The organism is Paenibacillus spongiae, from assembly GCF_024734895.1.
Lineage (GTDB): Bacteria > Bacillota > Bacilli > Paenibacillales > Paenibacillaceae > Paenibacillus_Z > Paenibacillus_Z spongiae.
The window spans coordinates 3532391-3552679 of sequence record NZ_CP091430.1; the positions used below are offsets into that span (position 1 = coordinate 3532391).

The 20289-nt window shown below is 49.5% G+C and carries 24 protein-coding genes and 1 pseudogene; 12 read left to right on the forward strand and 13 right to left on the reverse strand.

What is annotated here, in order from left to right:
• The first annotated feature begins 138 nt into the window (after positions 1-138).
• The gene (locus L1F29_RS16185) at positions 139-891 is read left to right on the forward strand and encodes an alpha/beta fold hydrolase (protein ID WP_258389327.1); all 753 of its coding nucleotides are present in this window, start codon (positions 139-141) and stop codon (positions 889-891) included.
• Positions 892-1030: 139 nt separating this feature from the next.
• On the opposite strand, the gene bioC is transcribed toward L1F29_RS16185, so the two are convergent.
• The 7 genes from bioC to tlp all read right to left on the reverse strand — a co-directional run bounded on the left by bioC (position 1031) and on the right by tlp (position 7550).
• Positions 1031-1891 (reverse strand): malonyl-ACP O-methyltransferase BioC, encoded by an 861-nt coding sequence (gene bioC, locus L1F29_RS16190; RefSeq protein WP_258389328.1) that lies wholly within the window; start codon positions 1889-1891, stop codon positions 1031-1033.
• A complete protein-coding gene (locus tag L1F29_RS16195) occupies positions 1888-2637 on the reverse strand; it encodes an alpha/beta hydrolase (protein ID WP_258389329.1) in 750 nt (249 codons plus the stop codon). The genes bioC and L1F29_RS16195 overlap by 4 nt, the downstream gene beginning before the upstream one ends.
• Before the next feature lie 2 nt (positions 2638-2639).
• Positions 2640-3818, reverse strand: coding sequence for an 8-amino-7-oxononanoate synthase (gene bioF / locus L1F29_RS16200; RefSeq protein ID WP_258389330.1), 1179 nt, complete (start codon positions 3816-3818; stop codon positions 2640-2642).
• A gap of 12 nt (positions 3819-3830) precedes the next feature.
• Entirely contained in the window at positions 3831-4826 is a 996-nt protein-coding gene (gene bioB, locus L1F29_RS16205) for a biotin synthase BioB (RefSeq protein ID WP_258389331.1), read from the reverse strand.
• 19 nt (positions 4827-4845) lie between these two features.
• On the reverse strand, positions 4846-5562 hold the full coding sequence (gene bioD / locus L1F29_RS16210; RefSeq protein ID WP_258389332.1) for a dethiobiotin synthase: 717 nt from the start codon (positions 5560-5562) through the stop codon (positions 4846-4848).
• Complete coding sequence (bioA, locus tag L1F29_RS16215; protein ID WP_258389333.1) at positions 5559-6920, reverse strand: adenosylmethionine--8-amino-7-oxononanoate transaminase; 1362 nt, start codon at positions 6918-6920, stop codon at positions 5559-5561. The genes bioD and bioA overlap by 4 nt, the downstream gene beginning before the upstream one ends.
• 399 nt (positions 6921-7319) lie before the next feature.
• Positions 7320-7550: a small acid-soluble spore protein Tlp gene (gene tlp / locus L1F29_RS16220; protein WP_258389334.1), complete on the reverse strand. Its 231-nt coding sequence runs from the start codon at positions 7548-7550 to the stop codon at positions 7320-7322.
• Positions 7551-7667: 117 nt separating this feature from the next.
• Here tlp and L1F29_RS16225 point away from each other — a divergent pair.
• Positions 7668-8153, forward strand: a pseudogene (locus L1F29_RS16225) (TetR/AcrR family transcriptional regulator); the annotation flags it as partial.
• Between the two features lie 427 nt (positions 8154-8580).
• On the opposite strand, the gene L1F29_RS16230 reads toward L1F29_RS16225, so the two are convergent.
• Positions 8581-9285 carry a L,D-transpeptidase family protein gene (locus L1F29_RS16230; RefSeq protein WP_258389335.1) on the reverse strand — a complete coding sequence of 235 codons (705 nt, stop codon included), beginning with the start codon at positions 9283-9285 and terminating at the stop codon, positions 8581-8583.
• A 330-nt stretch (positions 9286-9615) separates the two neighbouring features.
• On the opposite strand from L1F29_RS16230, the gene L1F29_RS16235 reads away from it, so the two are divergent.
• Positions 9616-10377 (forward strand): sugar phosphate isomerase/epimerase family protein, encoded by a 762-nt coding sequence (locus L1F29_RS16235; RefSeq protein WP_258389336.1) that lies wholly within the window; start codon positions 9616-9618, stop codon positions 10375-10377.
• A 283-nt stretch (positions 10378-10660) separates the two neighbouring features.
• On the opposite strand, the gene L1F29_RS16240 is transcribed toward L1F29_RS16235, so the two are convergent.
• On the reverse strand, positions 10661-12061 hold the full coding sequence (locus L1F29_RS16240; protein WP_258389337.1) for a sulfatase family protein: 1401 nt from the start codon (positions 12059-12061) through the stop codon (positions 10661-10663).
• Positions 12062-12249: 188 nt separating this feature from the next.
• Here L1F29_RS16240 and L1F29_RS16245 point away from each other — a divergent pair, with 188 nt between their 5' ends.
• A complete protein-coding gene (locus L1F29_RS16245) occupies positions 12250-12861 on the forward strand; it encodes a copper resistance CopC family protein (RefSeq protein WP_258389338.1) in 612 nt (203 codons plus the stop codon).
• 73 nt (positions 12862-12934) lie between these two features.
• Here L1F29_RS16245 and L1F29_RS16250 read toward each other — a convergent pair whose 3' ends face one another.
• Complete coding sequence (locus tag L1F29_RS16250; protein ID WP_258389339.1) at positions 12935-13378, reverse strand: Hsp20/alpha crystallin family protein; 444 nt, start codon at positions 13376-13378, stop codon at positions 12935-12937.
• A gap of 32 nt (positions 13379-13410) precedes the next feature.
• The gene (locus L1F29_RS16255) at positions 13411-13599 is read right to left on the reverse strand and encodes a spore germination protein GerPD (protein ID WP_258389340.1); all 189 of its coding nucleotides are present in this window, start codon (positions 13597-13599) and stop codon (positions 13411-13413) included.
• Between the two features lie 180 nt (positions 13600-13779).
• Here L1F29_RS16255 and L1F29_RS16260 point away from each other — a divergent pair, with 180 nt between their 5' ends.
• The 6 genes from L1F29_RS16260 (at position 13780) to L1F29_RS16285 (ending at position 15796) form a co-directional block, all read left to right on the forward strand.
• Positions 13780-14016 carry a spore germination protein gene (locus L1F29_RS16260; protein ID WP_258389341.1) on the forward strand — a complete coding sequence of 79 codons (237 nt, stop codon included), beginning with the start codon at positions 13780-13782 and terminating at the stop codon, positions 14014-14016.
• Positions 14013-14246 (forward strand): spore germination protein GerPB, encoded by a 234-nt coding sequence (locus tag L1F29_RS16265; RefSeq protein WP_258389342.1) that lies wholly within the window; start codon positions 14013-14015, stop codon positions 14244-14246. The genes L1F29_RS16260 and L1F29_RS16265 overlap by 4 nt, the downstream gene beginning before the upstream one ends.
• A gap of 37 nt (positions 14247-14283) precedes the next feature.
• Positions 14284-14910 (forward strand): spore germination protein GerPC, encoded by a 627-nt coding sequence (gerPC, locus tag L1F29_RS16270; RefSeq protein ID WP_258389343.1) that lies wholly within the window; start codon positions 14284-14286, stop codon positions 14908-14910.
• 1 nt (position 14911) lies between these two features.
• Positions 14912-15106, forward strand: a complete 195-nt coding sequence (locus tag L1F29_RS16275; RefSeq protein WP_258389344.1) for a spore germination protein GerPD — start codon at positions 14912-14914, stop codon at positions 15104-15106.
• A 14-nt stretch (positions 15107-15120) separates the two neighbouring features.
• Positions 15121-15501, forward strand: coding sequence for a spore germination protein GerPE (locus L1F29_RS16280; RefSeq protein ID WP_258389345.1), 381 nt, complete (start codon positions 15121-15123; stop codon positions 15499-15501).
• 79 nt (positions 15502-15580) lie between these two features.
• Complete coding sequence (locus L1F29_RS16285) at positions 15581-15796, forward strand: spore germination protein (protein WP_258389346.1); 216 nt, start codon at positions 15581-15583, stop codon at positions 15794-15796.
• Between the two features lie 88 nt (positions 15797-15884).
• On the opposite strand, the gene L1F29_RS16290 is transcribed toward L1F29_RS16285, so the two are convergent.
• Together L1F29_RS16290 and L1F29_RS16295 are read right to left on the reverse strand one after the other, a co-directional pair.
• Positions 15885-16499: a DUF2238 domain-containing protein gene (locus tag L1F29_RS16290; RefSeq protein WP_258389347.1), complete on the reverse strand. Its 615-nt coding sequence runs from the start codon at positions 16497-16499 to the stop codon at positions 15885-15887.
• 99 nt (positions 16500-16598) lie between these two features.
• Positions 16599-17387, reverse strand: a complete 789-nt coding sequence (locus L1F29_RS16295) for an alpha/beta fold hydrolase (protein WP_258389348.1) — start codon at positions 17385-17387, stop codon at positions 16599-16601.
• Between the two features lie 328 nt (positions 17388-17715).
• Between L1F29_RS16295 and L1F29_RS16300 the strand changes: the two genes are divergently transcribed.
• Together L1F29_RS16300 and L1F29_RS16305 are read left to right on the forward strand one after the other, a co-directional pair.
• On the forward strand, positions 17716-19191 hold the full coding sequence (locus tag L1F29_RS16300) for a protein adenylyltransferase SelO (protein WP_258389349.1): 1476 nt from the start codon (positions 17716-17718) through the stop codon (positions 19189-19191).
• Positions 19192-19400: 209 nt separating this feature from the next.
• Positions 19401-20198: a DUF2935 domain-containing protein gene (locus tag L1F29_RS16305; RefSeq protein WP_258389350.1), complete on the forward strand. Its 798-nt coding sequence runs from the start codon at positions 19401-19403 to the stop codon at positions 20196-20198.
• Positions 20199-20289: the final 91 nt, after the last annotated feature.

Here is a 20289-nt window from a genome sequence, read left to right on the forward strand (position 1 = left end):
CATTTTTTTGTGCAAGCGTTCTGTTAGGATATAGAAGGAATTGGGTTATATTGTGCGAATTGGTTTTAGGGATAGATGAAGAGCAGAAAAGCAAGCGATTTATACAATGTTGGATGAAATCGCGGGAGGAAACGTACAGTGCCATATATACAGGTGAAGGACTTGGAGATGTTCTACGAAAGAATGGGCACAGGGGACATTGTGATCTTTCTGCATAGCGGCTATTCTCGCGGAATAATCGCTTTTGCATGCCAGATGCTGGATTTTCAGAGGCAATACAATTGCTATTTGCCTGATTTCAGAGGGCATGGAAGGACGAGATGCGAAAGTCTGGAATGGTCGACACCGCAAATTGCAGATGATCTAATCGCATTCATGGATCGGATGGATATCCGGAGAGCACATCTAATCGGTTACAGCCTGGGAGCGAATGTTGGCCTATACGCCGCAGTCAATCATCCTGAAAGAGTTGCTACGCTGACTACTATAGGTACCGGCGGCTTCTGTGATCCGACCGGCGTCGAAGAGTTCGAACCGGAATGGATTATTGCGAAAGGCATGCAGAATACGATCAATTCCATGCTTGAACGGCATATGGAGGCACACAATGGCAATTGGCAGGAGCACATGAGACAATCCGCGCAAGATTGGCGTCTATATCCGCAGCTTACGAAGGAGCAGCTCAGCAGCATTTCATGCCCATCGCTGTTTATCACGGGCGAACATGACCCCTTTGCCGGGGAAGAAAGAGTCAAGCAGCTCACTTCCCTTGTCCACGGATCGAAATACTTGGTCGTGCCTAACGGGAGCCATCGACCGCACATGCTGAGGGAAAATCCGGTCTTAGTCAATGATACGATTCTTCAATTTCTGGAGAGCAACGATTTCTAATCGGTTCGGATGCCCATTCACTAAGCAAACATTCAGTTTCCCTTCACGAATGCTTAAGGCTGGAAATATATTATCGAACCGGTTATGACGGAACGGAACCGCGATTGTAAAGCTTGCACGGTTCCAGTTCCAGTTCGACTTAACGCAAAGCCTGAATGAGTAAAATGTCATAGGTGGCAGTGATGCCTCGAGTTACGCTGAATTTCTGTTCGTAGACGCGATACATATCGGCGAAGAGACGTCGTAAACCGAGGCCGTTCGAGACGGTCGCTTCAGAAGTGCTGGCTCCTACCGCTTTGACCGAATGAAGAAACTGCCTTGGCGATACGTAGGTTTCGTTATGAATGGAGCGTTCATGACGGATTGCACCGAACCTTGCTTCGTGCAGCATGCTCAGCCACTCATCTGCCGATTGAAACGACATTCCATGCCGCTGCGGCTCCATACCTTGAGCGATATAAACCTCATGAAACGCTTGATGCAGCTCGCAAAATGTATCCGGGCCGAATGTCGTAAAAGCCAGCTTGCCATCAGCGCGAAGCAGCTGATTCAAGTGTACCAGCGTTTGCCCCGGAGTTTTCAACCATTGAAAGCAGGCGCTTGAGACGATAAGGTCGAACGAGGCCGCCGGGGCATCGGCTGCCCACGATTCGATATCCGCAGCAATAAAGCATAAACGATCCGGTTGACGGACAGTATTGTTCGATAAGCCCATTGTTCTTGACAGAACACGTTGTTCCGCGGTTTTGACCATCGCAGTCGAAATATCGATCGCAGTGATCGATGACACGGGCCATTCGTTTAGCATCATTTCCGTTAAGGCTCCTGTCCCGCAGCCAATCTCAAGAATACGAAGCTCGCTCGCTCGATGATCGTAAATCCATTCAGCAAGAGAACGCATAAGCCGCTCTGCCATCATTCGCTGTACATGAGCATGCTTGTCGTATGACCCCGTTGCAAGATTAAATTGACGCTGAATGTCACCCGATGTCCAGCTCATGTCCGCCACCTCCTCAATGCCTCCACGATGTGTTGTTCCCTTCCAATGAACGGGACATGTCCGCAATCGCTAATCGTAATCAACTCTGCTCGAGGTAAGCCTTGATACAACTCTTCAGCAGCGGCAATCGGGCAAATCTCATCATCCATCCCATGAAGAAGAAGAACCGGACAATCGATTTCGGGCAGTAGAGACAGACACTCTTCTGCACGCAAAAGCTCGAGTCCTGCGCAAAGTGACGAAGTGGTCCAATAACCGATTGGAGGCAGTTTAACGCTGATGCCGGATTCTTTTTCCTTCTTGCTGAACAATAACGCTCTGAATGATGTTTCTACTTCATGGCGATCCCTCATAAGCCCTTTGAGCATTTGTCTGACATGGCCATCCGCCCAGCCGACATTCATCTGCTCCCTGGGTCGGGTGAATTTCGCCGTTGCTCCAAGCAGTATGAGGCCGTCCGCCAACCCTTTGGCTGCAAGCTTGAGCGCCAGCAAACCGCCTAGCGACCAGCCTGCGACCAGCAGTGGAGAAGGGGACGAGCTTGCCAGAGAAAGGGCTGTCTTCTCCGCCAGCGCCATCATTTCTTCAGGAGAATCAACACAGCCGTAATCGGCATAATGATGATGAAATTCGGGCAGCAGCGCGCACAACGCATCAAAAACCGAAGGAGGCATGCTCCAGCCCGTCAACCAAAGGATCGATCCATGTTCCTCTTGCTGAAAGCCCTTCGTTATATTGTCCGACATACTCATGTCTCCAGGACGCCTAATTGGTGTCCAACTCGGCAAATTTTCGCAATGGCATCGATCAGCTCCTGCTCTGTATGTGCTTCAGTCAGGGAGAAGCGGATTCGGGCCGTACCGTCAGGAACAGTAGGAGGGCGGATGGCGGACGCGGCAATCCCATCAGTCTCAAGCATTTCACTGAAACGGAGCGCGGTATGATTATCGCCGACAATAACCGGTACAATGGGAGAGTTCCCCTCGGCGACTTGAAACCCGGCATTGCCAAGTGATGAACGGAACAGCTTGCTTGCACTTAAGAGATATTGGCGGCGTTCATGGCCGGCTTGAACCAATTCCAGCGCTATTCCAATTCCAGCAACGATCGCAGGCGGCAGCGCCGTTGAATAAATGAGCGGCCTTGCCTTGTTCACCAGCCATCGAATGAGCGTTCGGCTGCCGGTTACGTAAGCGCCGTATACGCCGAACGATTTGCTGAATGTGCCCATATGGACGTCAACTTCATCGTGGAGTCCCAGCTCATGGCATAATCCTTCGCCATGTACGCCATAAACGCCTCCGCTATGCGCTTCATCCACCATCAGCATCGCTCCGTACTCGCGTTTGAGCGCAGCAATCTCACGCAAATGCGCCTGGTCGCCATCCATCGAGAACACGGCATCTGTAACGATCAGCTTTCGAGGACGGTCCCGATACTTGTTCAATAGATGTCGCAAATGTTCCATATCGTTATGACGATACCGGGCGTGCTCCGCTCTGCTCATCACGATGCCGTCCACGATGCTCGCATGGTTCAGCCGATCGCTGAATACGACATCGCCACGGCCTGCGAGCGCGCGAATGACGCCTGAATTTGCCATATAGCCGTTGGCGAATACGAGCGCTGCTTCGCAGTTCTGCCATGCGGCCAACGATTCTTCCAACCGGTCATAAGGACCACGGTTGCCGGTAATAAGGCGGGAAGCGCCGGCGCCGGCACCCTCGAGAAGCAGCACATCACGCATAGATTCGATTATTTTGGGATGCTGCGCGAGACCAAGATAGTCATTGGATGACAGGTTAAGCAGTAATCGGTCTTTGCGCAGCGTATAACCGGGCTTGCCCGGAACATTGGAGCAAGTACGAATGGTGCGCTCCAAGCCTTCATTTTGCAGCGATTCAAGTTCATTTTCCAACCCGTTCATGCTATTGCCACCTTATAACGCGTTTAATTCGATTTCAAATCCCAGATCTTCGATGATTTGATGATCGGATGAAATATCTTGGCCTGCCGTCGTTAAATAATCGCCGACGAAAAGAGAATTCGCCGCATACAGAGTCAAGGGCTGCAGGGTGCGGAGGTTGACCTCGCGGCCGCCTGCGACACGGATTTCCTTCGCCGGACAGATGAACCGGAATAATGCCAATACTTTCAGCGCTTTAAGCGGGGCTGTGCGGCCAGCTTGTTCCAGCGGAGTGCCCGGAATCGCATTCAGGAAGTTGATCGGAATCGAATCGGCATCCAGCTCACGGAGAGCGAAAGCCATCTCAACGATTTCCCGATCTGATTCGCCCATGCCGATAATTACGCCGGAACAAGGGGACATTCCGTGTGCTTTTACCTTCTCAACCGTATCTATTCGTTGCTCGTAGGTATGCGTCGTCGTGATCGAAGGATAGTGCGCTTTGCTAGTATTCAGATTATGGTTATACCGGTGTACGCCGGCTTCCGCTAGACGCTCCGCTTGACCTTCCTTCAATATTCCTAAGCACGTACAGATCTTCAGAGGCATCGTATCCCGGATTTCTTTGACCGCATCCACGACTTGATCCAGCTCCTTGTCGGTCGGGCCTTTGCCGGAAGCGACAATGCAATAGGTTCCGGCTCTGCGCGATAACGCTTCACGCGCGCCAGCCAGCAGCGTTTCCTTGTCAAGTAGAGCATACTTCTGAACCGGTGCCGTCGATACGATCGATTGCGAACAATATCCGCAGTCCTCCGGGCATAGGCCGCTCTTGGCATTGATGATCATGTTCAGCTTCACATTTTTGCCGAAGTAATGTTTGCGTACTTGAAAAGCCGCGTGCATCAGCTGCAGCACCTCGTCATTGTCGGCTTCAAGTACGGAGAGCGCTTCGTCCATCGTGATACATTCTCCATCTAACGCTTTATGGGCTAGGAGCTGCCACTGGTTGAAAGTTATCGTGTTCATGTTCTTCGTCCTCCTAGGGTTAAATCGATAGGGCCTGCTTGACCGGCGTTAATTGGATCGTTCGCCGAACGATGCCGCTCAACAGCTCAGGGGTAGGCTTCCTTCGTAAACTTGGGAACCGTCCGAGCACGCGCAGACCGGCGTAACGTTCAATGAGCTCCGCATTGGCGGCGATACTCGGATCGTCATGCTCGTTCCCAAGAGCGCCATCATTCAGGATTACGCCAATGATCGGAATGCTGCGCTGCCGTAAGTATGAAGCGGTTAGCAGCGTATGGTTGACGGTACCAAGGGTGGAACGGGCTACGATCAATACGGGGATATTCAGCTGCGCAATCAAGTCCGCCACAAGCGCATCCTCCGTCAGTGGAACACCAACGCCACCTGCACCTTCTATACATAGCGCCTCATATCGGTTGACCAGCTCTTCGCCTGCGGCAATCAACGCGTTCATATGGAGCGTCACACCAGCTTGCTTGGCGGCGAGAAGGGGGGTGAGCGGAGCTTCAAAGGTGAATGGGGCCACCATCTGGGGATCTTCAACGATTCCTGAATAGTTCAGCAGCCGTTCAGCGTCCGTATCTCCGCTGCCGATCTGTGCGCCGGATTGCACCGGCTTCCAGACGCCGATGTTCATCCCTTCGGCGCGGAGCGCTGCGGCTATCGCTCCCGTAATCAGCGTTTTTCCTATCCCGGTGTCTGTTCCTGTGACGAATATTCCTCGTAATCCGGTCACGCCGCCGGACCTCCTTCGGTGATATCGATGATCGATTTCGTCAAAATGTCGATCATGGCCTCAAGCTCCTCTTCGGAGCTGACGAGCGGAGGCATGAAGACGACCACATCGCCAAGAGGTCTTGTGAGCATCCCCAGTTCTCTGGCCCGCTGACATACGTGATACCCGATGCGGTCCGTCCAGTTGTAGGGCTCACGCGTTTCTTTATCCCGCACCAGCTCAATCCCGATCATAAGTCCTTGCTGCCGGATATCTCCGACATGAGGACGTTCTTGGAGCATAGCCAGCTTATGCCGGGTGAAAGCAGCCTTCGCCTTAACCCCTTCAACGATGTTCCGTTCCTCGAACAGCTTTAAGTTGGCCAATGCAACCGCACAGCCAAGCGGGTTGCCGGTGAAAGAATGACCGTGAAAGAATGTTTTCTGCTCTTCATGGCTTGCGTAGAATGCGTTGTATACTTCGTCTGTCGTTAAGGTTGCCGCAACGGGCAAGTATCCGCCGGTTAACCCTTTTCCGATAACCATCACATCAGGCGTTACGTCTTCATGGTCGCAGGCGAACATAGCACCTGTCCGGCCGAATCCGGTCGCAACTTCGTCCGCGATGAGAAGAACGTCATGCTTCCGGCATAACGCAGCCATTTCCCGCAAGCAACCCGGCGGCATGACGATAATGCCGCTTGCTCCTTGCACAATCGGTTCCAGGATTAGAGCGGCAATTTCATGTGCTCGCGTCTCAAGCAAATGGCGAAGCGCGGATATCGCGGCTTCCTTAGCTGCAGCTGCACCGCCTTCATGACGGTACGCATACGGATATGGAATGACGTGCGACGGAAACAGCATCGGACGGAACACCTCTTGATACAGCGGGATTGAGCCGACGCTAACCGCACCGATCGTATCGCCATGATAGGCCTGATTCATCGTAATAAAAGCCGTCTTTTCTTTCATGCCGCGATTGTGCCAGTATTGGAATGCCATCTTGATGGCAATTTCTACTCCGGTTGCTCCCGAATCCGAATAGAAGACCTTGTTCAATCCTTGGGGTGCGATATGTATGAGCTTCTCTGCGAGCTCAATAGCGGGGACATTGGCGATGCCGAGCAGAGTAGAATGAGCGACGCGTCCCAGCTGTTCCGTAATCGCCTGATTCAGCTCCGGCACATTATGCCCGTGCACATTCAGCCAAACAGAAGAGAATCCATCGTAATAAGCCCGGCCATTAACGTCGATGAGCATGATTCCTTCACCGCGTTCGATAATAAGCGGATCGGATTCATTGTAATCTTTCATTTGCGTAAAAGGGTGCCACAGATGAGTCTTGTTCATAGCTGCAAGCTGATTATTAATCGTTGTCATGGAAGGATCACCAAATCTTTCATAGTTTCTATATGTTAACCTATTAATTAAATGTTGGTTAACATATAGAATATCGTCATTCTAGCAAAAGGTGGTTTCCTTGTAAATAGCACCATCCAATAACCCGGGGAGCTTCGACTCATGAAGAATGATTCTTTTTCCTTGGATGTTTGGAAGATCTGGCGGTTGAGGCATGATATTACATGGAAAAATAATGGGGTGTGAAAGCAGGGAGCAGGGCGAGGAAAATGCGATTGAACATGACGGGAGACTAAAGCGCCTTAAGCTCCCATGCCGTTCTTGGAGGATCCGATTAGCATGAGAAAACCGCCCCTTGGTATGCGAAGCAGTGGATCGCGCAATCGCTCAGGGGCGGTTATGGCGGTATGTCCGCAGTGACTATTGCTGACGCTGTTGGAACTGCTGCTCGTCTTCGATTTCGGATTTCATTCCCGCAATGCTTTCTTCGCGGCGTTCGTTCTTTGCTTCAATGTTCTCGATTTCGCTCGCCGATATTTCATCGGCATGCTCGTCGAGATATTGTTCCGCTTCGTTTAAATTCTCCGCTGTGTTCTTCGCCGCTTTTTGCAGACGCTCCGCGTTGTTAGCGCGATTATCAGGATGTGCCATTTTCGTTGCCCTCCTCAAAATATGGATAGAGCCGCATCATGCAGCCTGATATAGCATGCGCTGGGAATGAAGGAACTATTCGGATTTTAAGAAACTCGGGCAAGATCTTGTTCAGGCGCATCCTTGAACGAAATAGCCGACTATGCCGGGATTGGGATTGCTACACTGCACCGTTATGTAGATTGCAGAGAGCAGCTGATGCTGCAGCTGGGTCTGCGAGCCGTGCAGGTCGTTGGACAGACGATGAGCCAAATTCCACTGGACGAGGAGAATAACGAAACCTATATTCCGGCGTTGGTCGAGGTTCTTATTCCGCTGGGCGACAAAATATATTTTCTTGCTCATGATACGTCGCTTATGTACAGCAAGGAGATGGAGGAGGCCGAGGACAAGCTGAAAGAACCGGTGCGGCAGACCATACAATCACTGCAGCGTAAAGGCTATTTCCGTCAGGATATGAGCAGCGAATGGATTCTGAACGTGCTGTACTGGCTTCTCTTTATCACCTGGCAGCAGGTTCAAGAAGGCCATGTCGCCAAAGAATCGGCTGCACCGTTAATCTTGGAGACACTGCTCCATGGCTTCAAGACAGGCAGCAAGTAGGCAGACTATACAATCGATGTATGTGTCTCTTGGCACGTGAACTTTTCGATTATTAAATGACGAGAGGATGTTTGTTATGAAGGAAGCCGCGATGATCGCTCAACCCCAAACATATGGTCCGCTTGGTCACTTTCCTTTATTGGCGCAAAAACCCCGTCAAAAAAGAAGGTAGCATCGTCCTTCTGCAGCTCCATTGGGACAAGGAAGCATGGGGGGACGACGCGGATGATTCCCGCCCGGAGCGATTTTGCTGGAGCTGCTTCAAACTGAAGGGCGTTACGCCAAGGATGTCTGGGCGGGGACCGTTTTGCCGTAAAATTAGCGGGCGGAACTATTCAGTCATCGGATTCTTCCACCATCGATATTACGACATCATATGTTAATGAAAAAACCGCCACTAACAGGCGGTTTTCACATTCGATGTCCGTCATTCCAACAACCCTAGCTTCTTATACATCTCTATCGACGCTACACCGTCTTGGGTCATACGGTGGTCGCGTTGAAATCCTTTTATCGCTGCGGTTGTATCCGTACGGAACTTTCCATTACAGCTCCCTTTGAAGTAACCGGCACTTTTCAAACGAGATTGAATCAGCTGCACATCGCCTCCGACGTCCCCCTCTGCCAATTCCCTTGGATCATGACTCGGATCTCCCAATACATGGCCATAGATGGTTACTTTCGAACCTAGAGGAATAATCTCGAATAATTCAATGACATCGCGATTGCGCATGCGGATACATCCGTGACTCAGATGCTGTCCGATCGAGTACGGCTTGTTCGTGCCGTGAATCCCGTAATTTCCCCAGGGTACATTAAAACCTAGCCAGCGCGGACCAAAAGAAGGACCCCAATTCTTTCCCTTATATACGATTTGATACTCGCCGACCGGGGTCGGGGTGGAAGGATTTCCGACGGCAACAGGATAAGTTTTGAATTTCTGTCCTTGTGCCCGTACGATCAGTTGATGATATTGAGGATAAATTTCGATTGAATATATTCCCTGATCAGCCACGATCGGCAGAGATGGCTCAGCTGAGGAATAATGGTATCCAATGTCATTCAATAGGTTCCATATCAGTATCGCAGATGCAATGACCCGAAGCGGCCAATAGGGGTGCCTTCGCTTCATTGTTTGTCACCTCGTGTTTATATTCTAATATCTTGCATTAGCGTGTCCTCAACACTGATTTTCATCCCCAAATATAATCGACCAACCCAAATAGGCCATCCGTTAATCGCGTTGGACTACGCGAGGCTCTATCTGTGAGCTGGTAAATATGGGATTGGTTTATGGAGTATGATGTTTGTCAGGAAACGGCCTAAGCCTATTTGAAATGAAATGATTGTTTAACAGGTTTTTGCTCAGGAGCGGCGAAATGGAAATAGAGAACACGCAGTACAGCAAGTAACGCGTTCGTGATTGACGGGTTCTGATAAACGAAAGGGAGGGAGCCGTACCTTGAGCAGCAAGCTGAATATCGGATTGATTGGAATCGTCGGCGAAGAAGCAAGGGAGGATTTCTGGGGAACGATGGAGAAAGTGGCGGCGATCGGATACCGCGGCATCGAAGGGGCGGAGCAGCTGCTGGAAGGCGATACGGAAGCGAATGTAGCGCGGTTCCATGGACTCGGACTGGAGGTTCTGACTTGCAGTGCAAGCCGTGAACAGCTCAGGGATAACCTTGACACGTTGATTGCCAATGCCAAAGCGCTTCATTCGAAGCGTGTAACCGTCTGGTGGGCACCATGCGATTCGCGCGAGAGCGTTCTAGCGGACGCCAAGCTCTATAACGAAGCCGGTTCAAAATTAGCCGCAGCAGGCATCAAGCTGTGCTACCACAATCATGGCCATGAATTCCGGAATGTGTTCAATGGCGTCAACGCGATGGATTTGCTCGCGGAATATTCGGACCCGGCCGCCCTTTTCTTCGAGATGGATATCGCCTGGATTTCACACGGCGGCGCAGATCCGGTCTACGTGCTGCGCAAGCTGGCAGGACGCGTACCCGCCATTCATGTGAAGGACATGCACAGCTACACGGATTCCAATCCATTCACGGCGGTGGGAACCGGCATCGTTAACGTGCGCGGCTCGATCGCAGCCGCAATGGAAACCGGTGTCGAGTGGATGGTCGTCGAGCAGGATCGAATGCGCCACTTGACGCCTTTCGAGACGGCGACGGTCAGTTATTTGAATTTGAAGGAAGCTGGACTGGTTTAACCGATATCACGGGTTTGTCGATTATAAGCAGTCCGGCACATTATCATAAACGTTAACAAGGCAGCCCGCCGCTGATAATAAACAGCGGCGGGCTTTTACTGTACAGCTGGATGACCTTCTGTTGTTGGAACATTATGGTATCTCAAGAGAATTACGGAAGGAAGCTCGTCCTATGTGTTTGCTATCGAGGTCATCCATTAAACTACAGGGCTTCCCAATTGAAACAGGCATCCTCGGCCTCCATGACGACTCATGTTCTTGAATCGGGGATATTCATCGCTCATCATAACGCATCGCTGTTCAGCCACGGCGTTACGCGAATCCACTCCAGCACTTTGCTCCTCAATTCAGCGGCAACTTCCGGCTGCTCCTCCGTTCCGGCCAAGTTGTTCATCTCGTACGGGTCGCGGCGCAGATCGAAGAAGAAGGCACGATCGTCTTCCACGGATCGGAAATCGTCGGACAGCCGGACGCCGTACAGATGATGAGCGGTCCGTATGCCGACCAGACGGGAATCGGTCTCGACGTAAGCTTCGGAGGATGCCACCACATCGCACGTACCGTCTAGAATCGGCTTCAGGCTTCTTCCTTGCACTCCGTCCGGAATAATGCCCCCTGCAATATCGAGCAGAGTCGGCATGATATCGATGATCTGCGCGACCTGCTGCCCATTAATTCGGGGATCCCAATACGCTGGAGAGTGAAAAACGAGCGGGATGCGGATTGACTCGTCATACAATTGACTCTTGTTGAAATGTCCGTGACTGCCGAGATTGTCGCCGTGATCCGACAGAAAGACGACGATCGTCCGCTCCGAATGGCCGTGTCTCTTCAGTGCATCCATAAGCTTGCCTACCGTATCGTCTACCCATGTAGTAAGCCCATAATACAAAGCGGTCAGCTTGTTCAAATCGAAGCCCTCAGGAAGCTCGGCGGTATGGGGCATACGGTGCTGGTAATATAGAAAATCCCATAAGTAAATTTTGAACCATTCCTCGTCATATGCCGGCTTGCCTTCCTCGTCGTAAACGTTGGGGCGAAGCGGGACAGACTCCGGCGAATACATCGACTTATAGTCTTCTGGAGCGTCGTCGAGCGGCATATGCGGCGGCGAGATGTTGTAATAGAGGAAAAAAGGGCGGTCATGCGGTTTTGCGAGAAAGCGCTCGACTTGATCCGCCTCGAATTCGACGCTGAACGCTGCGACGGTTTCTTCTGCTGCTTCGGCTCCGCGGATGAATGTTTGGCCGGTATGGCGATGGTGAACGTATGGATATAGGCTCTCCTCGAACCCGATCGTCTCCGGAGCAGGGTCGATATGCCATTTGCCGATCAGAGCGGTTCGATAGCCGAGTTTGTTCAGCTCTTCCGGCAAGGTTGGTCCTAGCATTGTGCGGCGATGTTTCGACGGATATTCCGGCAGGTGCATGCGACCGTTCTCGTCCGGCTCCGTTATGTTGCCCGTCGTACCGATACAGCTGCGGCTGTACTGTCCGGACAACAAGCTTGAACGGGCGGGCATGCACACCGGATTGTTCGTCACGGCATATTCGAAGCGTACGCCTTCACCGGCAAGCCGGTCGATATGGGGCGTGCGAATGATCGGGTTGCCGTAACAGCCGGTTTCGAAGGCGCGCAGCTGGTCGCACATGACGACGATTATGTTCGGCTCAGGGGATGACATCGTTCTTCACTCCTTATCTCATGCGATCTTCCCCCCAATTGTACTTGTATGCGCATCCAAAATCTACCGTAAGGTTTTCATATTCTGTTCATTTTTTATAGCCCTAAAGAGTCATACCTGAGTATCCGTGATCTGTTATACTATGCGGGGTGACAAGAATTCAACGGCGGAAGGATAATAATACGTTTATGAAATGGTTATGGACGACTGGAATTGCGCTTATATTGCTCATGCTGCCTCAGATTGCTTTCGCTCATACTGGGCTTGAGACCGCATCGCCTTCAGAGAATGAATTGATTAAGGAGCCTCTCACGGAAATTCGGTTGAAGTTCAATACGGATATTGAGACGTTAAGTCGAATTACTCTCAAAGATGAGCAAGAAAATGAAATTGCTATAGCTGTCGAGATCGATCAAGATACGATGACCGGCACGCTGGATAAACCGCTGGATAATGGAAAATACACGGTGAATTGGAGCATAATGGGGGAGGACACGCACGTTATCAAAGGCAACTATACCTTTACTGTAGATGCGCCGGTTGTAGAGCCTCCAAAAGAAGAAGCGAAGGTGCCTGAACCGGCTCCCCTGGACAGTCAAGAGGATCCAGCTGCCGCGGCGTCAACCCATTCATCGGCGTACGATAACGGCGAAACCGCTCAAACGGCATCGCCCGACAAGAAAACTTCTGAAACAACAAAGCAAACATCATACAGCTGGATTTATTACGTCGTAGGTGCAGTATTACTTCTGTTTGTGCTCGATTGGATACTCGGTAAAAGAAGAAAACAACAATCATGATTTCAAGCCGTCACCCGGTCATGCATCGGGTGACGGTTTTTTGCGTTAACGATGCGTTTATCCTTATACGGGGCTATTTCGGAAACTTGACGTTCACTTCATGAAAGTAATCGTCGATCTCTTGCTTCCGCATATGCAGCTGCAAGATCCCATTCTTATATACCGCCAAACAGCTGTCCGGAACGACATAAGTGGTCAGTTTAATGATTTTCCTATTGTTTTCCGGATAGCCTTCCAGCCGGATGCGGTTGACGCCGGTATATATGCTAACATTCCTGGCTTCTTTCTCGGATAGATGCAATTTGACGATGACGTTTTTGTGAGTTTCAAACATTTCCATCTGGTAATTCTTTGTGCGGGAATTAATGTTAACCGGCTTAGGCAGAAATTGCTTCATTGCATCCTGTACGTATTTTTCTATCCACGAAAAGTTATCTAGTTTGTCGTTGAGATTAAACGGAATATCATTTTCCCAAAACGGCTTGAAGTTCGGTGCTTCATTCTTCGAATCATCCACGATAACCACCTCAATGTCGTCATTTTTATTGGTTAAGGGTTGTTTTCGTTATGTTTCAAGGGCACTCGGGGATCGAAAATCAACGAATCCGCCGGTGTATCGAAGATTGAGGAGTTGACAATGGTTTCCGTATCGCCAATCAATACGACGGTTGAACTGCCGATTCCGGCAATTTCCATGCTCCCTACTTTGATGCACTTATTTATGATGGTCACTTTCATCGGGCATTGCCTCCCTTGCTTGAAACGGTCATGAACGGCCGCCTGCTTTCTATAATCTATGCAGTTACAGGGGATGAATGAATACTCGGAAATACGGCATCATAGGATACTTATGGGAGCCGTCACATCGTTGGAAGCGAGATCCAGTATTTAGGCTCGAAAAAAAAAGGGTGTCGATCAATGCCGGCCATTGTTGGAGCCATTAATGTGAACAATAACAGCGGAGTTTTTAATATAGGCGATGTTGGAACCATTGCGCCAAGCAGCTTTAACACGACGTTCGCCGGCGGCGGATCTTTCAATTCCGGGGATACCTTAAACATCAACAATTCGCCTAGCATTATCAACATCTATGGAAACGATGTATATGAGCAAAATTTCATTGACGGTACAGATCAGGAGGACATCCAACCATGAATTTATTCGTCCACCAGAATATTGTCATTCATAATCTGAAGGTTGAGGCCATATCGAATTCATCGGTTCTCCAGATCGGAAGCGCGGGGATTATTAAGCCCTTGTCGCAGCTTTATAATACAGGAGGGTTTACGCAACCTGCACCGGCGGCAGGCTTACTGCCTTCAGTGGTTCCAGCTTCGGACATACCGTTTATCCCTCTGACCCCTTTATCCCAAACGGTTCGATAAACGTTCGAGCGATTTTCCGGAGGAGAGGTTGATTCAAATGCACGTGCCCCAGGAAATATTACAATTTTTACAGCAATTGAACGGTTACATGCATTATCAAAATGAACAAATTCGGCAAATGGATGCGAAGCTTCAAGACGTGATCCAGGAGCTTAAACGGTTAAAGCAGCATAATGCCGAACCGCCCGTCATCCGCAACGAGTACCGGTTTGACTTGTTGAAGGTGGAAAAATTAGAGGGGACGTTAAACATCGGCATCAATCCGAACGGATCGGATTCGGATTCGTCCATAGAAGAATTCGCCGTCGAACAAACCTTGGACGCGCCGTCGTTGATTGAAAAACAATATCCGCAGCTCCTTCCGGATCTTCAGCAGCAAGTGGATAATTATTTAAACAATGGTGCTTATGATTCACTTAACGAGTTGGAATCGCAATATAAGTACCCGCTCGACACGCAATATCGCAAGTTTATCGTGGAGGACGTAAAGAAACAAACCGACAAGCGGATCCGCGATTATTTGAAACGTGTCCGTCCCGATGATGCAACGCCGGAACAATTGACATCCATACAGCAATCGGTGTATGAGGATGTCAAACGAGACATCGAGAAAACGTTTGAATCCTTTATGAAAAATATGCTCCGAAAGGAGAATGGAACATAAGATGGAATATACGGTGATCAATGGCGAACTCGAGGTTGACTGTGTTAAAATGACTTTTTTGAGCACGGCATCCACGTTTATGGTAGGAGACATCGAGACGATTTCGTTGTTCAGCGCGTTCGAAGGTCCGCCGGAAAAATTGATTGTCGGCGTTACGATACCGATTGCGGCTCCGGTAATTCCAACTATCGAGTAAAGGGGCGGTCGGCATTGGCCAGAATTTCTTCCGTCGGACATATTCGTATTACGGATATCGGAATTACCACGGTTGCTGAGATTGGGGATTCGGAACGAATCATGCCGGCCAATTATGTCATTGCCGTTCAACGCGAGAGGGCGATTTTTTTCCAAAACGAATTTTCATTTCTGGATTGGGAGATTTTTTTTCGGCCGATCGTTCAACCGGTAGTCAATGAAAATATCAAGATGACAACGATCAATGAATCCCCAGTGATTGGCGTGCGTAACATCGATCTGTTCAGTGTCTCATCCTCCGCTGTCTTCCATATCGGTTCAAGCGATTCCCTGAAAGCCGAGACACGAATTAAACATATCCGGCATCTGCTAAGAGAGAGGCCCCAATCGTTGTGAAATTCAAATTCTGGCCCAGACGCGCAAAGCGTAAGTCTTATGCCGTTTGCGGCTCTACCCCTAAAAGGGGGGATGATCCATGCCATCCTTAGTTGGTTCAGTCAATATTAACAGCAATGACGGAGTGGTCAATTTTGGCGATACATTGAATATTTCACCGAAAACCGCCAATAAGGCGATTTCAGGTCAAGGCGGGGGGAATACGGGGAATGTCGTCATTACATTGAACGGGGCGAATATAAACAATACGAGTGATCCTGATGTCATTGACGAACCGATTCTGGGAAATGCTTGAATGTGAAAGGGACATCGCATCTTTTGATGGATGTCCCTTTCACATTCGTTTGGACGATTGTATACCCTGCCTTTAAGGATTGGCATTCTTATGATCGCGCTTCATCGGAAGCGAGTATTGACAGTGGATGCCTCTTCGCCCGATAAGCAAGAAAAAGCGCGGTACCCGCTGCCCCTGCGGTTCCGCATAGGATATCGAGCATCGTATCGGTCAGACTGCCGTTCTGGCTGTTGAGCCCGAACAGCCGGTCGACGGTAAATTCGTAAATTTCCCAACATCCTGCCATAGCAACAGCAAAGAACAGAGAGAACCAGACGGCAATGGGGGGAGGGAATTCGGACATACCCTGTTTTTGGATCATCTTTCTGATTACCAGCAACCCGATGAAGCAAAGAATAACGCCGGAAAGCAAATGCTCGATTTTGTCCAGATACGGAATGACGCCATAAAAACCAAATAAGTTGCCGATCAGCATGGCTAGCGCAACGAAAAAAAGAACGGAAAACCGAAGAGTAGGAAACAGCTCGGTCTTCGTCCATCTGACCATTCCCCGAATGAGAAGCAAGACCGTTAACGTCAATATCGCTTGAAAGCTTTTGGCGTATACCTCATGCAAAGTGTAATAGACGGCGGACAAGATGCAAACGGCATACAGTCCGATCTCAAAGATAGCGTTAAACTGCTGTTTTTTCTTCCGTGACATAATTCCCCTTTCGAAGACGTTTCTTGATGAAATCATTATCAGTTATGCTTGTCAATCTATTATATAATGAAATCGCTTAGCATTGAAACGAACACCCCTTTAATGCAAAGGGGTGTCGGTGTCGATGAATTGTTTGATCAATCGGTTTAACTTTCCGGCAGCCTTCGTTGGAATCCGATGATCGATGTTCTTGAAGTAATATAACTCGTTCTTCGCCAATCGTTGGTGCAATAATTTGGCGTACGGATGGAATGGTCTGTCTTTCTCACCATAAACCAGCAATACGGGCTGGCTTATCTGTCGCAATCGATCCGTACAATCGTAATGCAAGCTGTATTGATAATACTGTTTGGCATTCATAGGGTTTGTTTTATTAGCGTCGTTAAATAACTTTCGAAAGAAGGATGTATTACTATGGGATTGTGCCCAAGCTGTAATAAGCGCAATCGGACAGACCATTCCGATTTCTGAACAGATGCGGCCTAGCGATATTTTGGTTCTTAGCTTGCGGTCTGCGACTTCGGACATTCCGCCAATAACGATTCCGCCAAAAGCCCTGTCCGGTTGAGCCAGCAGAAACTCAAGCACGATCGAACCACCAGTTGAGTAGCCGCATAAATATGCTTTATCGATCTCCAACCGATCCATCAACTGCTTGATATCCTCGACAATCAAGGAATAAGTAATCTTTTCCCTGGAAGGTCCGCTTCGGCCGTGACCCCGGATATCAAATGCGATTGTACGAAAATGTGCCGATAGTCCTTGGAGCTGGTAATGAAAATTCACGCTGGTCAATACCGGGGGATGGATGAATATAATCGGTGTACCTGTCCCAAGCTCAGAGTAATGCATCTTATACCCATTAATATCGGCATATTCCTCAATCATCACAACTGTTCTCCTCTCCGCGATCGCGTCAATTTGCTGGATGATGAACAAAATCACAAAACTCTTAATAAAGACTAATTTAACTTACTAAGTAGGCAAACATTCAAGGAAAAAACTGTATGCCATTGCCGTAGAACGACGGCTTAAAGAATAGTTGAATTGGCTTCATCCCATAAAAAATCTCTGTGCCAGTGCGCTATCCATATGTGAAAGGAGTATAATAAATTGGCATGAGAAAACACTAAAGGAGCTGCCTTCTTAAGATGATCTTTATTTCATACAAATGAAAAAACGAAGATACACGAATACATAAATAAAAGGAGATCCGATGACAGAAGACAAAGCATTATCCGAAGCAGGATGGAACTTTGACAACAGCTATGCCCGTTTGCCGGTAGCATTCTTCACCAGGCAGAACCCAACCCCCGTAAGCTCGCCCAAACTGATTATTCTTAATGGTCCATTGGCAGCATCGCTAGGTTTGAACGCTCAAGCGCTGCAAAGCGGTGATGGTGCAGCGGTGTTTGCCGGCAACCAAGTCCCCGTAGGCGCAGAACCACTTGCTCAAGCATATGCGGGCCATCAGTTCGGGCACTTTAACATGTTAGGGGACGGCCGGGCGCTGCTGCTCGGCGAACAGATTACCCCTTCAGGGGAACGAGTCGATGTTCAGCTCAAGGGTTCAGGCGCAACACCATACTCCCGCCGCGGCGACGGCCGCGCGGCACTCGGACCGATGCTGCGCGAATACATCATCAGCGAAGCCATGCAAGCGCTTGGTATTGCTACCACCCGCAGCCTGGCTGTCGTGACAACCGGAGATTCGATCATCCGCGAAACCGAGCTGCCGGGTGCAGTCCTGACCCGTGTGGCTGCCAGTCACCTGCGCGTCGGCACCTTTCAATATGCCGCAAATTGGGGTGGCGGGAAAGAATTAAGAACTCTGGCCGATTACGCATTGCAAAGACATTTTCCAGAAGCTGATACGGATGGGAACCCTTACTTGACTCTATTGCGGGAAGTCATTAAACGTCAGGCCGGGCTAATCGCCAAATGGCAGCTCGTCGGCTTTATTCATGGAGTGATGAATACAGACAACATGGCCATTAGCGGGGAAACCATAGATTATGGCCCGTGTGCCTTCATGGATGCTTTCGACCCGGCAACCGTATTCAGCTCCATTGACGTTCAAGGCCGCTATGCATATGGCAACCAGCCGCATATTGCCGCATGGAATCTTGCGAGATTCGCTGAAACTTTACTGCCGCTGCTGGATGATAACGAGGAGCAGGCTGTCAAGCTGGCTGAGGATGCCATGTCAGACTTTAGCGAGCTATATCACCAGCATTGGCTTAACGGAATGAGAGCGAAGCTGGGCATCTTTAACGAAGAGGCGGAGGATGAAGCTCTTATTGTTGATCTGCTCCGCATGATGCAGAAGAGCCGTGCGGACTACACCAATACTTTCCGCGCATTGACGTTTGATAAGCCTGAGGAAACGGTTCTGTATGGTACGGAAGAATTTACTTCGTGGCATGAGCTGTGGGAGGGGAGACTAGGCAGGCAGCAGGAAGATAAAGCTTCCTCGCATCAATTGATGCGAAGCAGCAATCCCGCGCTAATTCCCCGGAACCATCGGGTAGAAGAAGCATTGGATGCCGCGGTGAAGCAAGGTGATTACAGCGTGATGAATCAGCTTCTTGCAGTTCTATCGAAACCTTATGCACATACACCTGATCAGCTTGATTACGCTGATCCGCCTGCGCCAGCCACACGTCCTTACCGAACCTTCTGCGGCACTTGATACAGAATGGATAATCCGGTAATTTCAATATAAATGATTAGAAAGGGCCACCAGTTGGCCCTTTTTCTACATATGAATGAGTATGGACCCTACTGATCCTACGAGAGAGGCAATATAGAGACCTAATAACCATATACCAGCATCCGTAATAAATTCACGAGTTCCTTCATACCTTCGAGAAGAATAACGTTGAAAGGGGGGGACCGCGTTTGATTCATCATGTATGGTATGAGCATCGTTTCTGGTTGCAGATCATGGGAGATCACGCAAGATTTATTCTCAATACACTCTCATCGAAAGAAACGCAGGATATACAGACTGCGGGAGCATTTATTCAAGCCTTCGATCATTTACTCGAGCAATCACGAATAGCAGGTACAGAGGCCAATTCCGCATCGATAAGTAACGAAGCCTATGAAAAGACGATCGAATTGCGCAGGTTTAAGCTCGATTTACTGCACAGGGCGATCCTCGGCAAAGTTACGATTGCGCTTGCGCCTACGATGCTCAATCATATGGTCAACGAGCTGGAGGAGTATCTGCGTATTTTGACAGATCTCATTGCGGGAAAGCCCGTGCCAGTGTTCAATGCGCTGCATCACGATTTTCTATGGCTGCCGGATGCAGCCGGTCATGCCGCCGCCATTGCATCGAATTTGGATGCCGTTGAGAAACGTCTCATTCACAAAAGCGAACAATTCGAAGCCCATTTTCAACAACTATATATCAAAAGCATAGAAATGGCCGGATATATGAGAACGCAGCTCAAGGATTTTCCAGCTTTCCGCAGGCTCCACAAGGAAGTGGACATCGAGATGAAGCTCTTCGTCGCGTTCCTGAACGAACTGGAGGAAATGGAGCTGACCGCCGAAGTATTGGACCGGATCAGTCCGTTGATGCCGGATCACATGATGAGGGAAGAATGCTATTATTTGACCAAGCTGGCTCACCTCGGATTGGTACCGAATCCGGAATGCAAGGCCGATCGGCCGAGGATACAGGCATAGTGAACCTGTATAATGTGGAAATTTCAGGTTATATAGCAGGGCTAATCATAGACCGATAAAAAAAGCCGCGAAATTCGCGGCTTTTTTTATT